A 14225-nucleotide genomic window follows, 5' to 3' on the forward strand; every position below is an offset into this window, starting at 1 on the left:
ATGACCGACTACACCACCGGCGACCCGATCGCCGACACCAAGGCGCCGGCCGGGCCGATCGAAAACCGGTGGAGCGAACGGAAGTTCTCGGCGAAGCTGGTCAACCCGGCGAACCGGCGCAAGCACCGCGTGATCGTGGTGGGCACCGGCCTGGCCGGCGGCTCGGCGGGGGCGACGCTGGCCGAGCAGGGCTACCACGTCGTGCAGTTCTGCTTCCAGGACTCGCCGCGGCGCGCGCACTCGGTGGCCGCGCAGGGCGGGATCAACGCCGCGAAGAACTATCGCAACGACGGCGACTCCGTGTACCGCCTGTTCTACGACACGGTGAAGGGCGGCGACTTCCGGTCGCGGGAGTCCAATGTGTACCGGCTGGCCGAGGTGTCGGCGCAGATCATCGACCAGGCCGTCGCGCAGGGAGTGCCGTTCGCCCGCGAGTACGGCGGCCTGCTCGACACCCGCTCGTTCGGCGGGGTCCAGGTGCAGCGCACGTTCTACGCGCGCGGCCAGACCGGGCAGCAGCTGCTGATCGGCGCCTACCAGGCGTTGTCGCGGCAGATCGACGCGGGCAACGTCGAGCTGCACCCGCGGACCGAGATGCTCGACCTGGTCGTCGCCGACGGGCGGGCGCGGGGGATCGTCGCCCGCAACCTGGTCACCGGCGAGATCGAGACGCACCTCGCCGACGCCGTCGTGCTGGCGACCGGCGGGTACGGCAACGTCTTCTACCTGTCCACCAACGCGAAGGGCTCCAACGCCACCGCGATCTGGCGGGCGCACAAGCGCGGCGCGTACCTGGCGAACCCGTGCTTCACCCAGATCCACCCGACGTGCATCCCGCGCTCGGGCGAGCACCAGTCGAAGCTGACGCTGATGAGCGAGTCGCTGCGCAACGACGGCCGCATCTGGGTGCCCCGGGCGAAGGGCGACACCCGGCCGCCGGGGGAGATCCCCGAAGACGAGCGCGACTACTACCTCGAACGGCAGTACCCCAGCTTCGGCAACCTCGTGCCACGCGACATCGCGTCGCGGGCCGCGAAGAACATGTGCGACGCTGGGTACGGCGTCGGTCCCGGCGGGCTCGGGGTGTACCTCGACTTCGCCGACGCCATCGCGCGGATGGGCCGCCCGGCCGTGGAGGCCAAGTACGGCAACCTCTTCGACATGTACGAGCGCATCACCGCGGAGAACCCGTACGAGGTGCCGATGCGCATCTACCCGGCCATCCACTACACGATGGGCGGCCTGTGGGTCGACTACGACCTGCAGAGCACGATCCCCGGCCTGTTCGTGATCGGCGAGGCCAACTTCTCCGACCACGGCGCCAACCGCCTCGGCGCGTCCGCGCTGATGCAGGGCCTGGCCGACGGCTACTTCGTGCTGCCCGCCACCCTCAACGACTACATCGGCCGAGGCGGCTTCACCGAGGTCGCCCCCGACGTGGTCACCCAGGTCGAAACCGAGGTGCGCGACCGCGTCGAGCGGCTGCTGGCGGTGAACGGCACGCGCAGCGTCGACTCGTTCCACCGCGAGCTGGGCATGCTGCTGTGGGACCACTGCGGGATGTCCCGCTCCCGCGAAGGGCTGCGGAAGGCGCTGGACCGGGTTCCCGGGCTGCGCGCCGAATTCTGGCGAGACGTCCGCATCCCCGGCTCCGGCGACCAGCTCAACCAGGAGCTGGAAAAGGCGGGCCGCGTCGCCGACTTCCTGGAGCTGGCCGAGCTGCTGCTCGTCGACGCGATCGCGCGGGAGGAGTCCTGCGGCGGGCACTTCCGCGAAGAACACCAGACCCCGGACGGCGAGGCGCAGCGCGACGACGAGGGCTTCTCGTTCGTCGCCGCGTGGGAGTACGGCGGGCCGGACGCGCCACCCGTGCTGCACCGCGAAGAGCTCGTCTTCGAGCACGTCCACCCGACCCAGCGGAGCTACAAATGAACCTCACCGTCCGCATCTGGCGCCAGGCCGGCCCGGCCACCGAAGGCCGGCTCGTCTCCTACCCGGTCGACGGCATCAGCCCGGACATGTCCTTCCTCGAGATGCTGGACGTGCTCAACCAGGAGCTCATCGAGAACGGCGAGGAGCCGGTCGCCTTCGACCACGACTGCCGGGAGGGCATCTGCGGCTCCTGCGGGGTCGTGATCAACGGGCAGGCGCACGGGCCCGAGCGCACGACGTCGTGCCAGCTGCACATGCGCTCGTTCGCCGACGGCGACGTCGTGGACGTGGAACCGTGGCGCGCCAAGGGGTTCCCGGTGATCAAGGACCTCGTCGTCGACCGCTCGGCGCTCGACCGGATCGTCCAGGCCGGTGGTTACGTCAGCACGCCGACCGGCAGCGCCCCCGACGCGCACGCGACGCCCGTGCCCAAGCCGGACGCGGACCTGGCCTTCGACAACGCGACCTGCATCGGTTGCGGCGCCTGCGTGGCGGCGTGCCCGAACGGTTCGGCGACGCTGTTCACCGCGGCGAAGGTGACGCACCTGTCGCTGCTGCCGCAGGGACAGCCGGAGCGTGCCCAGCGCGTGCTCGACATGGTGGACACCATGGACGCCGAGGGCTTCGGCGGCTGCACCAACACCGGCGAATGCGTGGCCTCCTGCCCCAAGGGCATCCCGTTCGCCAGCATCACCACCCTGAACCGCGAATTCCTGAAGGCCAGCCGGGCCGGCCGCCGCTCATGAGCGGCGGTTGACCGCGCTGATCGAGTCCTGCAAGCGCTGCCGTTCGGTCGACCGCGCGTCCCGCGGCGCCGGGGCCGCCGGCGCGTCTGGCTGACCGGCCGGGCCGGCGACGGGGAAGACCTCCTTCTCGCCGGGCAGCGGGACACCGGGGCAGATGATCGCCGCGGGCCGCGGGCCGCCGAGGAAGAAGCCGTTCACCAGTTCGTCCACACAGGAATTGCCGCTGACGGCGTACTGGCCGTGGAACGGCGAATCCGCGACGGACAACATCGGGACGCCGGCCGCCCGGGCCGCCGCCTCGGCCTGCTCGTAGCCGGTCTGCGGGTCGAACTCGCCCTGGACGACGAGCACGTTCTTCGCCGCCTGCGCCGGGAGCTTCGGCAGCGGGTGACGGGGGAGGTCCGACCAGTAGCCGCACGGCTCGCTGAGGCCGTAGGCCCACCCGAACAGCGGGTAGGCCGGGCCCTGCCGGTCGCTGAGGAGCTTGTACCAGGTCGCCGCCCGGGCCGGCTGGTCGCCGCACGCCACGGCCAGCCGCGTGCCGGGCACGTCGACGTAGTCCGGCCGGGGCTCGGCGGCCACGTCGGCGACGGTCAGCTCGGCCGCCGGGACACCGAACTCGGCGCGCGAGGCGCGATCGAGGTCATCGTCGAGGGCGGTGGGCGGCGGGGCCGTGCCGGTCATCGCCGCCACGCCCTTGGTGAGCACCAGGGCGGTGGCCAGCCACTGCCGGGTGCTGCCGTTGCCGACGAAGAGGTGGTCGAAGACGTCCGGCGGCACGCCTTTGCCCTTGAAGAAGACGCGCAGCTTCTCCCACGTCTTCCGGACGTCGACGGCGCTCTTGCCGAGCTGGTCGGGGAACCGCCGGGCGAGCCACGGCGCGTAGACCCGGTCGAACTGGCGCTGGTCGATCGCCGGGAAGGCCTCGAAAGCGGCCTGGAGCCGGCCTTCGAAGTTCACGCTCGAGTCGAGGACGACCTTGCCGGCGTGCTCGGGGAACAGGGACGCGTACTTGGCGCCGAGCCAGGTGCCGTAGGAGTAGCCGAGGTAGTTCAGCTTCTCGTCGTGCAGGAGGGCGCGGATCAGGTCCATGTCGTGCGCGGTCTGCCAGGTGGTGACGAACGGCGCGAGCGCGTCGCTCTGGCAGGCCTCGGCGAGGACGCGCGGGGTCCGCTGGTGCAGCGCGATGCTGCGGGCCGAGCGGTCACGGGCGTCGAGGTCGTCGTCCTGCGGCAGCCGCCCGGTCGGCACCCGGCAGACGAACCCGGCGTCGGCGGTGCCTTCCTGGCCGGTGCCCCGCGGGTCCATGCCGACGAAGTCGTAGTGCTCGTTGACGGCGGGTTCGAGGCCGGCCAGCGCACCGGCGAGCGAGGTGCCCTGCCCACCGGGCCCGCCCGGGTTGACGAGAACGGCCCCATCCCGCCGCCCGGCGGCCTTGACCCGGCTGACGGAGACCTGGAGATCGACGCCGGTCGGCGCGGCCCAGTCCCGCGGAACGGTGATCTTCGCGCACTCGGCCGGCCGCGCGCCCGGCTTGAAGGGGCAGGCGCCCCAGCTGACCTGCTGGGTGAGGTAAGGAGCGAGCGGATCGGGAGTGGTGGCGGCGGCGGGCGCGGTCGCGACGACCACCATCGACACGGCCACCGCCAGCCCAGCACGGGACGTTCGCACCGCGGTCTTCCTTCCTCGCGCAGCTCAGCCAAGGATCACCCAAGCACGGCGGGATGGTCGGGGGCAGCGCGAAACCGGGAGTCCGCTCGATCCGGTGACGATCTTGACGGTGGGTGGCGTGCGGCCGGCCACCGGTACCTCGGGCGTGCCGGCGGGGTGCCGGTCGGCACCGGCCGCTGACCCCTCACCACGGCACAGGACCGTCCTCCCCGAAGAACCCGCCGGTCGGTCCGTCCGCGCCGAGCGTCGCCATCCGCACCACCACCGCGGCACCCTGCGCCGTGGTCAGGAACCCGGTGTGGTTGTTGATGTCGGTGGCCACGAAACCGGGGGAGACGGCATTGACGAGCACACCGTCCTTGCGCAGCTCGTTGGCGTACTGCACGGTCAGCGCGTTCAGCGCGGTCTTGGACGGCGAGTACGCCGCCGACGCCGGCAGCCGCGTCAGCGGGCCGTCCGGGTCGCTCGCCAGGGCCAGCGAAGCCGCGCCGCTGCTGACGTTGACGATCCGCGGCGACGGCGACCGCCGCAGCAGCGGGAGCAGCGCGTTCGTCACCGCGATCACCCCGAAGACGTTGGTCTCGAACACCGCCCGGACCATCGCCGGGTCGACCGTGCTCGGCACCTGGTCGACGGCGTCGGCGGGCGAGACCGGCCCGGAACCGGTGATGCCGGCGTTGTTGACCAGCACGTCGAGCCGGCCGAAACGCGCCTCGACCTGCTGCGCCACCGCCCGGATGGTCGCCGGGCCGGTGACGTCGAGCTCGACGGCGTGCGTGTCGCCGCCGATCGCCGCGGCGGCCTCCGCGCCGCGGTCGTGGTCGCGCGCGCCGAGCAGGACCGTCATGCCGAGGCCGGCGAGCTGCTCCGCGGTCGCGCGGCCGATGCCCTTGTTCGCCCCGGTGACCAGGGCGACCTGCGTGGTGTGTTCGTTCATGCCCCCGAGACGAAACAGCCTCCTCCTTCTGTGACATGTCACAGCCGGCCGGGCTGTCTCGTCTCGAGGGCATGACCCCAGCCGAGGAGTTCGAGCACCTCCGGCCGCTGCTGTTCTCGATCGCCTACCGGATCCTCGGCAGCGTGAGCGAGGCCGAGGACGCGGTCCAGGAAACCTGGCTGCGCTACGAAGCCAGCCCGACGCGGGCGGCGTCGCCCAAGGCGTTCCTGTCCGCGACGGTGTCCCGGATCGCGATCGACGTCCTGCGGTCGGCGCGCGTCCGGCGGGAGGCCTACGTCGGGCAGTGGTTTCCCGAGCCGCTGCTGACCGACCCCTACGAAGACCCGGCGCGCGCGGCGGAGCTGGCGGACTCGCTGTCGATGGCGGCGTTGCTGCTGCTGGAGCGGCTCAGCCCGCTCGAACGGGCGGTCTTCGTGCTGCGGGAGGTGTTCGGGTTCGGGTTCGGCGACGTCGCGTCGGCGGTGGGCCGCTCGGAGGCGGCCTGCCGGCAGCTCGCGGTGCGGGCGCGCCGCCACATGGACGCGGGCCGCGCGCGGTTCGCGGCCGACCGCCGGGAGCGGGCCGAGCTCGCCGAGCGCTTCTTCGACGCGTTCCGCGAAGGGGACTTCGACGGGCTGCGGGCCCTGCTCGCGGCCGACGTGCGGATGGTCGGCGACAGCGGCGGCAAGGCGCCGCAGTGGGGCGAGAGCCTCTTCGGCGCCGAAAAGGTGGCCCGGCTGGTGACGGCGATCGTCGGGCCGTTCCTGCGGATCGGCGGCGTCGTCGAAACGCGGGAGGTGAACGGCCAGCCGGGCGCGATCCTGCGCGACCGCGACGGCAAGGTCGTCAACACCCTGGCGCTGGACATCCTGGACGGCCGGGTCCAGACCATTCGCGCGGTCCTGAACCCGGACAAGCTGACGCACCTCGGCCCGGTGGCGAACGCCTGGGCGGTGGTCCGCGAGACGAACCGCGCCCGCCGGCGGTGAGTCAGCGCTTGCGGCCGAGGGCCTCCCGCTTCACGAAGCCGATGACGGCGGTGGCGACGAACAGCACCGCGCCGATGATGATCAGCCAGAACAGGCCCTTGATCGCGATGCCGAGAACCACGACGACGGCCCAGATCACGAGGAGCCCGACGAGAAGACCCATGGCGGTGTCCCTTCCGAAGACGGTGCCCGGAGAGATACCCGCTGCGCGGCCGGCTACACGTGGTCCGCCCGCGGTGCCGGAAATGCACCGCGCCGTCCGTTGTGGACGCGTACGTCGGCGGGCGTACCCGAAGTGTCGCTTTCGCGCCGACGCGCACAGGCGGCCCGCCGCGGGAAGGTCGAGCCGTCACCCGCACCGGCTCGAAGGAGTCCCATCGTGTCCAGCACGCGCACCCCGGCGATCGCCGGCTCGGCCGTCTTCCTGCTCGCTTACCTCGCCGTCAGCTTCACCGGCCCGCTCGCCGACCGGAGCCTGCCGCTGCCCGACGCGCCGGCCGCCGACGTCGCGGCCTACTACGGCGCCAACCCCCTCGCCGCCGTGGTCGTCGCCGGGCTGCAGGCCGTGTCCGTGCTCGGGTTCGCCGTCTTCGCGCGGGCCTTCGAACGGCGGTCCGTGCGTGCGGTGGCGGGGGTTTCCGTGCTGGCGATGCTGGTTTCGTGCGCGCTCTCGGTCGTCCTGGCGGCCGTCGCCGGGTCCGCGTCGCTCGACACCGTGCAGGCGCTGCGGCTGGGGAGCTTCTACGCCGGTGGGGTCGGCAACGTCGTCACCCTGGGCGTCTTCGTGCTCCTCGCCGCGAAGGGCGGGGCGCCGGCCCGCTGGTTCGGGTACGTGGCCGGCGCCCTGGCGACGCTTTCGGTGCTGTCATTGGCGTTCTACTACGCGAGCGCCCTCCTGCCGGTGGGCCGGGTCCTGTCGATGGTCTGGACGGTCGTCGTCGCCGTCCTGCTCACCCGGCAGCGGGCCGTCACCGGTTCAGCGCGCTGACCTCGTCCCGGACCCGGGTGCGCACCGCGGCCTTCTCGTCCGACAGTCGCGTTTGGACAGCCGTAGCTCCGCGCACCGGGCCGGCGACCGGGTACACCCGGTCCTCGCCCGGCAGCGGGACGCCCGGGCAGGTCGTGGCGCGTGGCCGGGAGTTCTTGGTGAGGAAGACGTTCACCAGCCCGTCGACGCACGGGTTGCCGGCCAGCGCGTACTGGCCGTGGAACGGCGAGTCGTCCACCGATACCAGCGGCACGCCGGCCGAACGCGCACCCGCCGACGCCTGCTCGTAGCCCGTCTGCGGGTCGAATTCGCCCTGCACGACCAGGATGTTCCCGGCCACCGACGCCGGCACCCCGGGCAGTTCGTGCTGTGGCGCGTCCGACCAGAAGCCGCAGGTCTCGCCGAGACCGTAGGCCCAGCCGAAGAGCGGGTACCGCGGGCCCTGCCGGTCGCTGAGCCGCCGGTACCAGGCCGCGGACCGGGTCGGCTGGTCGCCGCACGCGACGGCGAACCGGGTGCCGGGCCGCTGGGTGTAGTCGGGCGCCGCCGCGGCCACCCTGGCCGGCGTCACCTCGGCGGCCGGAACCCCGAACGCCTGGTGCGCCACGGTGTCCAGCTGCGCCGCGAACGCGGGCGGGGGCGTGGCGGCGGTCCCGTCGAGCGCAGCCGCGCCCTGGAGGAAGACCAGCGCGCCGAGCAGCCACTGGATCTCGCTGCCGTTGCCGACGAAGATGCCGTCGAAGGTGTCGGGGGAGACGTCGTGACTGCCGTAGTAGGCGCGGACGCGCTCCCACTTCGCCTTGACCTCGGCGGGTGTCGCACCCAGCTGCGCGGCGAAGTTCCGGGCCAGCCACGGCACGTAGACGTCGTCGAACTGCCGCTGGTCGATCACCGGGAACGCCTCGAAGTCGGCCTGCAGCCGGCCGTCGAAGTCGACGCTGGAGTCGAGCACGGTCTTGCCGGTGTGCTCCGGGAAGAGCGACGCGTACTTCGCGCCGAGCCAGGTGCCGTAGGAGTAGCCGAGGTAGTTGAGCTTCTCGTCGCCGAGCAGGCTCCGGATCAGGTCCATGTCGTGGGCGGTCTGCCAGGTCGTGACGTACGGCGCGAGCGCGTCGCTCTGGCACGCCTCCGCCGTGGCCCGCGGCACCTGCTGGTGGGCCGCGACGCTCGCCGCCGAGCGGTCCCGGGCGTCGAGCGGGCCCTTCGGCAGCCGGCCGACCGGGACCTGGCACTGGAAACCCGCGTCGGCGGTGCCCGCGTGCCCCGTGCCGCGCGGATCCATGCCGACGAAGTCGTACCGCGCGTGCACCGACGGCTCCAGCGCGGCGAGCGAGCCCGCCAGCGGCGTGCCCTGGCCGCCCGGCCCGCCGGGGTTGAGCAGGAGCGCGCCCTCGCGCTCGCCGGTCGCGGCGGCGCGGCTGATCGACACCTGGAGGTCGGTGCCCGCGGCGGGGTCGGCCCAGTCGCGGGGCACGGTGACGAGCGCGCACTGCACGGGTTCGTCCTGCGCGCCCGGTTTGAACGGGCAGGCGCCCCAGTCGAGCTGCTGGCCGGTGTAGGGCGTGAGGGGATCGGCGGTCGCGATGGGCGTCGCGGCCGCGAAGAGCGCGACGGTCGCGGCCGCCAGTCCTGTCCGGGAGATGCGCACCGGGGGTCCTTTCCGTGGGCGGTGGGTGCGCCCGAGCCTGGCCCGGCCGCGGCCGCCGGTGATCAGCCCGGAGGACGAACTCGCGGCGCCGGCCTCGGCCCCGGGTATGAGACGCTCAGCGCGCGCGGCGCCGCCGGGACCGAGATCATGGGCCCATGACCGGTTCCCGGCCGGGGCCCGGCGTCGTCGGGCGCCGCCTCGTGCAGTTCCTGCTGGACGAGTTCCTCGTCTTCGTGCCGATGCTGCTGCTCGCGATCGCGGTCGTGTGGGTGTTCCACCCGCACGGCACGGGCCTGCTGCTGTTCCTCAAGGTCGTCGTCTACACCATGCTGGCGCTGGACTTCCTCGGCCTGGTGTTCGTCAACGTGTGGTGGCCCTACCGGCACGGCGGCCAGACCCCGGCGATGCGCTGGCTGCGCCTGCGGATCGAGACGCTGGACGGCGGGCACCCGTCGCTGGGCGCGTTCGCGCTCCGGGACCTGCTGATGGTCGTCGACGGTTTCGCGTGGGGGCTGGCCGGGATCGTCTTGATGCTGTGCACCCGGCGGCGCCAGCGCTTCGGCGACATCGTCGCGCGCACGGTGGTCGTGCGGGTGCCGCGCTCAGCGCACCAGCCCGCTTTCCCAGGCCCAGATGGCGATCTCGGTGCGGTTGCGGGCGCCGAGCTTGCGCTTGGCCGCGCCGATGTGCGTCTTGACGGTGGGCAGCGACACCACGAGTGACCGGCAGATCTCGTCGTTCGTCTCGCCGCGCGCGACCGCCTTCACGACGTCGAGCTCGCGTGGGGTGAGCGGGCTTTCCGGTTCGCTCGCGCGGGGATCGCGGCGCGCGAAGTGCGCGAGCAGCTTCGTCGTGATGGCGGGGGAGACGAGCGCTTCGCCGTGGGCGGCCGCGTGCACCGCTTCGATCAGCAGGTTCGGCCCGGCGTCCTTGAGCAGGAACCCGCAGGCGCCGGCGCGCAGGGCCGCGTGGACGTTCTCGTCGAGCCCGAACGTCGTCACCATCACCACGTGCAGCGGGTCCGGGACGTCCGGGCCGGCCAGCAGCTCGGTCGCCCGCAGCCCGTCCACGACGGGCATCCGGATGTCCATCAGCGTGACGTCCGGGCGCAGGTCCCGGGCCAGGCGCACGGCCTGGTCCCCGTCGGCGGCCTCGCCGACGACCTCGAGGTCGGGCTCGCCTTCGAGGATCAGCCGGAACCCCGCGCGGACCATCGCCTGGTCGTCGGCGATCAGCACTCGCGTCGGCACCCGGCCCCTTCCCTCGCCCTCACCCCGGTTCGAGCGGCAGCCGCGCGACGACGCGCCAGCGCTGCCCGTCCGCCGGTCCCGCGTGCACCGTACCGCCCACCGCCGCCACCCGCTCCGCCATCCCGAGCAGGCCGTAGCCACCGCGGCGGGCGGGCCGGGCGGCGCCGTCGTTGACCACCTCGATCCGCAGCTCACCCGGCGGTTCGTGGTGGACGAGCACGCGGACCTCGGCGGCGTCGGGCGCGTGCCGGCGGACGTTGGTCAGCGACTCGGTGAGCAGCCGGTGCGCGGTGGTCACCACCTCCGGCGCGACCGCGACCGCGGCGAGATCGGCGCCGAGGTCGAGGTGGACGCGGTCGTCGTCGGGGACGGCGCGGTCCACGGCGGTGGCGAGGTCGGCGGGCGGGACGAACAGGTCCTCTTCGCCGGTGCGCAGCGCGCCGACGAGCCGGCGCATCGCGGCCAGCGCCGCCGCCCCCGCGGTTTCCAGCTCGGCGAACGTCGCGGCGTCGCCGCCGGTGCGCTCGGCGACCCGGTGCGCGGCCTGCACCCGCACGACGATGCCGGTGATCTGGTGGGCCACCAGGTCGTGCAGTTCGCGGGCCAGCCGCAGCCGCTCGGTGCCGCGGGCTTCGAGGACCTCGACGCGGTGGCGGACGTCGGCGTCGCGCAGGACCAGGCCGCCGGCCAGCGCCGCGCCCCAGACCACCGCCGCGCCGGCCGAGTAGAGCGCGGCCGGGGTGTCGGCGCCGTAGCGCAGGATCGGGCCGAGGGTGACCGCGGCGCCGCCGAGCACCGCCTGGGCGGTGGCCGCGCGCGGCGAAAGCCGGTGGCAGCAGGCCCCGACGAGCAACGCGATCGCGAACGCTTCGGCCGCGCCGGGCTGGGGCGGGAGACGTGAGCCGGCCGCGGCGATCCCGGCGGTGATCCCGGTGCTCAGCAAGGAAAGCCCGGAGACGGCGCCGGCCAGGACGGCGATCCGGTCGGGGAACCGCCGTCGCAGCACGGCCAGCAACGCCACCACCGGGCCGACCCCCGGCGCGAACTCGAGCGCGATGGTGGCCAGCTCACCCCGCACCGGCCCGGTCCCGACCGCGAAAACCAGGTCGAGCACCACGAGCGTGCCGAGCACGACGGCTTCGGCGACGAAGGGCCCGCGGCGGCCGGTCCAGGGGATGCGGGCCGGTTGCCTCGGGAGGTCGTGGCCTCGGGCGCTCATGCGCCGATCGTGCCCCACCCGGCGGCGTCGCGCCGCCTTCGCGCCGAGATCTCGTACCGGGGTATGAGAGCGCGGCCGGATCTCGTGCCCGCGGCTGATCTTGCGGGCGGCCGAGCCCCGCAGACTCGGGGCCATGACCGACCACAACGGAGGCATTCCGATGCGCGAGGCGGACGTCATGACGAGCCCACGACCGGCGGGCGGCCGAATCGAAGGCCTGCCCGGCTGGTACTTCCTGCTGGTGGGACTGCTCGTCGCGAGCACCGATCTGAGCCAGCAGTTCAGCGATCGGTACGCGTGGGCGGCGTTGCTGCCGGTCGCGGTCCTCGCGGTGCACCTGACCCTGTGGTTCACGCTGCTGTCCCGGCGGCGGAAGTACCTGCGCGCGGTGTGGCGCAGCAAGCAGGCGCTGGGGCTCGTCGCGGTGCTGTTCGTGCTGCGGCTGCTGCTGCAGGTGGGGCTCACGAAGCTCACCGACGAGGCGGCCCCGCTGCACAGCTACCGGCACCTGGTCATCGGCCTGGTGATGCTGGTCGTGACGACCGCCGGCGCGTGGTTCGACCAGTGGCTGGTGCTGCGGGTGGTGAACCGGGACGCGCGCTGAGGGCGGGCCACGGAAGGGGCACAGTCCGGGCCGGACGCTGCCACGCGGGTCCGGGGGCGGTACCGTCGACGGGCAGCGGTTCAGTCCGGTAGCCGTCGCACCGCGACCCGCGGCCCCCGTTCCGGGGCCGGCGTGGGACTGGACTGGTGCACGGGCGGTTTGGCCTCACACCCCTTCGAGGAGGCCAAACCATGGTTTCGATCCCCGTTCCGCCGCCCCGGGACAGAGCGGGCCCGGCCGGAACGTTCGAAGTGAGCAAGACCCCGGAAGCCAGCGTGGTCGCGGCGGCCGGCGAGCTCGACCTCGCCGTCAGCGACCGGCTCACCGCCCTGCTGGACCGGGAAGTCCGCGCGATGCCCCCGGCGCTGCTGTTCGACGCCACGGCGGTGACGTTCTGCGCCGCCCGGGTGCTGACGGTCCTGCTGGACACGACGGCGGACGCGAGCGTGCTCGGGGTGCCGTTCGCGGTCGCGGGCCGCAGCCGCGCGTTGCTGCGGCCGGTCACGGTGCTGCGGCTGGAGCAGGTGCTGCCGATTCACGAGGACACCGATGAGGCGCTCGCTTGGCTCGGGCTGCTGCCGCGGTTGACTGAGCCCGTTTAGCCGGTCACGAGCCACGGCGCCGGTCCGCGCGAACTCCGAACTGGATGCCAGTTCGCCGCGCCGCCGGTCAGGAGCGCCAGCGCCACCCGGTCTGCCGCGGGCGTCCGGGCAGGTCGGCGCGGTCGGTGGCCCACTTCAGCGCCGTCCACGGGTCGACGTCACCCAAACTGGGCGCCGCCGTCGGGAACAGCTCCTTCAGCAGGTGCGTGCACAGCTCCGGCGGTGGGGTGAGCGAGCGGCCGAGCCCGCGGGCGATGTCTTCGCCGTGGACCAGCAGCTCGCCGCAGCCCAGCGCGGCGAACTCGGCCGGGCCCGCCGGGCCGGTCGGGTGGAACGCCCGCACCGACGCCTCCGTCGTCCGCACGACCGCGGCCAGGATCGCCGCTCCGGCCAAGGCGAACTCGAGGGCGTCGGCGGGCGATGACCCGTCCTCCGCGACCGCCAGGAACCGCACGTACCGGTCGGCCGGGCGGGCGACCAGCTGACCCGCGTAGGACACCAGGCAGTCCCCGATGTGCGCGGCGGTCTGCTGCGCGGCCCAGTCACCCGTGCCGGGCAGGGCGGCCCAGTCGCGGTCGGTCTCGGGCGTCAGGACTTCGCGGACGGCCGCGATCGCGGCGTCCAGATCGGCGGCAGGAGTGATCACCGGGGAACCGTAGCGGGCACCGGCTCTTCCGGCTCCAGCGCGGTGTACACCGCCGGCGGCGCCGGGTTGCGGCTGATCAGCAGCCGGAAGACGTCCGGGCGGGCGTAGTGGCCCACCGGGTCGGCCGCCGACTTGGCGATCGCGATCAGCGCCGGGTCGAGGTCGGCGTAGAGGATGCCTTCCTCGGTCTCGGGTAGCGGCTCGGCCAGGGGCGTGCCTTCCGGCCCGTAGATCCGGGCGAAGCCGCCGCCGAGGCCGAGGAGCTGCCGCTGGGTGTCGTCGGCGCAGAACAGGTCCTGGCCGGCGGTGCCGACGACCGCGCACGGGGCGACCACGAACGTCTGGCCTTCGACGGCGTAGAGCAGGCTCGCCGCGGTGTTGACCTCGGGGCCGAGCGCGGTCGCGGCGCCCCGGTAGACGGAGAAGCTCGGCCACGCGGCGACGTGGATCTGCTCGCCCATGCTGTACATCGCGTACTTCGTCAGCGGCTGCAGGTGCTCCCAGCAGTTCAGGGCGCCGATCCTGCCGAGGCTCGTGTCGTGCACCTGCAGGTCGCTGCCGTCGCCCTCACCGAACACCGAGCGTTCGACGTGGGTCGGCTTGAGCTTGCGCCGCACGGCGACCAGCTCGCCGGTGTCGGACACGAAGGCCTGCGCCATGTACAGGCTGCCGCCGGCGCGCTCGCTGAACCCGAACACGACGTGCGTGCGGTGCGCGGCGGCGGCCTCGCGGATCCGGTCCATCTCGGCGCCGTCGCGGGTCATCGAGTTCGCCGCGTAGCGCGGGACGAACCGCATGCCCGCGGCGGGCGAGCCGAGCCAGATCCACCACGGGTAGCCGGGCAGGAAGGTCTCGCCGAAGGTGACCAGCTGCGCGCCACCCGCGGCGGCTTCCCCGATCAGGCCGGCGAGCTGCTCGACGCCGGCGGCGAGATCGAGCCACCGGGGCTCGGCCTGCACGGCGGCGACGCGAACCGGTGCGTCCATGGCATAC

At 73.4% G+C, this 14225-nt stretch carries 15 protein-coding genes; 7 read left to right on the top strand and 8 right to left on the bottom strand.

Features of this window, described 5'->3' with window-relative positions; all coding sequences use genetic code 11:
- Both M8542_RS19220 and M8542_RS19225 read left to right on the top strand, forming a co-directional pair.
- A complete protein-coding gene (locus M8542_RS19220) occupies nucleotides 1-1932 on the top strand; it encodes a fumarate reductase/succinate dehydrogenase flavoprotein subunit (protein ID WP_257921577.1) in 1932 nt (643 codons plus the stop codon).
- Nucleotides 1929-2678, top strand: coding sequence for a succinate dehydrogenase/fumarate reductase iron-sulfur subunit (locus M8542_RS19225; protein WP_257921578.1), 750 nt, complete (start codon nucleotides 1929-1931; stop codon nucleotides 2676-2678). Before M8542_RS19220 ends, M8542_RS19225 begins: the two co-directional genes overlap by 4 nt.
- Here the strand turns inward: M8542_RS19225 and M8542_RS19230 are convergent.
- Entirely contained in the window at nucleotides 2673-4322 is a 1650-nt protein-coding gene (locus tag M8542_RS19230; RefSeq protein WP_308210270.1) for an alpha/beta fold hydrolase, read from the bottom strand. The genes M8542_RS19225 and M8542_RS19230 overlap by 6 nt on opposite strands.
- Before the next feature lie 211 nt (nucleotides 4323-4533).
- A complete protein-coding gene (locus M8542_RS19235; protein WP_257921580.1) occupies nucleotides 4534-5286 on the bottom strand; it encodes an SDR family NAD(P)-dependent oxidoreductase in 753 nt (250 codons plus the stop codon).
- A 71-nt stretch (nucleotides 5287-5357) separates the two neighbouring features.
- On the opposite strand from M8542_RS19235, the gene M8542_RS19240 reads away from it, so the two are divergent.
- Nucleotides 5358-6275, top strand: a complete 918-nt coding sequence (locus M8542_RS19240; protein WP_257921581.1) for an RNA polymerase sigma-70 factor — start codon at nucleotides 5358-5360, stop codon at nucleotides 6273-6275.
- A 1-nt stretch (nucleotide 6276) separates the two neighbouring features.
- Here M8542_RS19240 and M8542_RS19245 read toward each other — a convergent pair whose 3' ends face one another.
- Nucleotides 6277-6438 (bottom strand): hypothetical protein, encoded by a 162-nt coding sequence (locus M8542_RS19245; RefSeq protein ID WP_257921582.1) that lies wholly within the window; start codon nucleotides 6436-6438, stop codon nucleotides 6277-6279.
- Nucleotides 6439-6654: 216 nt separating this feature from the next.
- Between M8542_RS19245 and M8542_RS19250 the strand changes: the two genes are divergently transcribed.
- Complete coding sequence (locus M8542_RS19250; protein ID WP_257921583.1) at nucleotides 6655-7263, top strand: hypothetical protein; 609 nt, start codon at nucleotides 6655-6657, stop codon at nucleotides 7261-7263.
- Here M8542_RS19250 and M8542_RS19255 read toward each other — a convergent pair.
- Complete coding sequence (locus M8542_RS19255) at nucleotides 7244-8911, bottom strand: alpha/beta fold hydrolase (protein ID WP_257921584.1); 1668 nt, start codon at nucleotides 8909-8911, stop codon at nucleotides 7244-7246. The genes M8542_RS19250 and M8542_RS19255 overlap by 20 nt on opposite strands.
- Before the next feature lie 155 nt (nucleotides 8912-9066).
- Between M8542_RS19255 and M8542_RS19260 the strand changes: the two genes are divergently transcribed.
- A complete protein-coding gene (locus M8542_RS19260) occupies nucleotides 9067-9633 on the top strand; it encodes an RDD family protein (protein ID WP_257921585.1) in 567 nt (188 codons plus the stop codon).
- On the opposite strand, the gene M8542_RS19265 is transcribed toward M8542_RS19260, so the two are convergent.
- Complete coding sequence (locus tag M8542_RS19265; RefSeq protein WP_257921586.1) at nucleotides 9514-10161, bottom strand: response regulator; 648 nt, start codon at nucleotides 10159-10161, stop codon at nucleotides 9514-9516. The two genes, M8542_RS19260 and M8542_RS19265, sit on opposite strands and share 120 nt — an antisense overlap.
- 19 nt (nucleotides 10162-10180) lie before the next feature.
- Entirely contained in the window at nucleotides 10181-11380 is a 1200-nt protein-coding gene (locus M8542_RS19270; RefSeq protein ID WP_257921587.1) for a sensor histidine kinase, read from the bottom strand.
- Nucleotides 11381-11513: 133 nt separating this feature from the next.
- On the opposite strand from M8542_RS19270, the gene M8542_RS19275 reads away from it, so the two are divergent.
- Both M8542_RS19275 and M8542_RS19280 read left to right on the top strand, forming a co-directional pair.
- Complete coding sequence (locus M8542_RS19275; protein ID WP_257921588.1) at nucleotides 11514-11984, top strand: hypothetical protein; 471 nt, start codon at nucleotides 11514-11516, stop codon at nucleotides 11982-11984.
- 251 nt (nucleotides 11985-12235) lie between these two features.
- Nucleotides 12236-12586 (top strand): STAS domain-containing protein, encoded by a 351-nt coding sequence (locus M8542_RS19280; RefSeq protein WP_257921589.1) that lies wholly within the window; start codon nucleotides 12236-12238, stop codon nucleotides 12584-12586.
- Nucleotides 12587-12653: 67 nt separating this feature from the next.
- On the opposite strand, the gene M8542_RS19285 is transcribed toward M8542_RS19280, so the two are convergent.
- Nucleotides 12654-13232, bottom strand: a complete 579-nt coding sequence (locus M8542_RS19285) for a maleylpyruvate isomerase mycothiol-dependent enzyme family protein (RefSeq protein ID WP_257921590.1) — start codon at nucleotides 13230-13232, stop codon at nucleotides 12654-12656.
- Nucleotides 13229-14218 carry a carbon-nitrogen hydrolase family protein gene (locus M8542_RS19290; protein ID WP_257921591.1) on the bottom strand — a complete coding sequence of 330 codons (990 nt, stop codon included), beginning with the start codon at nucleotides 14216-14218 and terminating at the stop codon, nucleotides 13229-13231. Before M8542_RS19290 ends, M8542_RS19285 begins: the two co-directional genes overlap by 4 nt.
- Nucleotides 14219-14225 lie beyond the last annotated feature (7 nt).

The organism is Amycolatopsis iheyensis (genome assembly GCF_024703995.1).
GTDB classification, from domain to species: Bacteria; Actinomycetota; Actinomycetes; order Mycobacteriales; family Pseudonocardiaceae; genus Amycolatopsis; species Amycolatopsis iheyensis.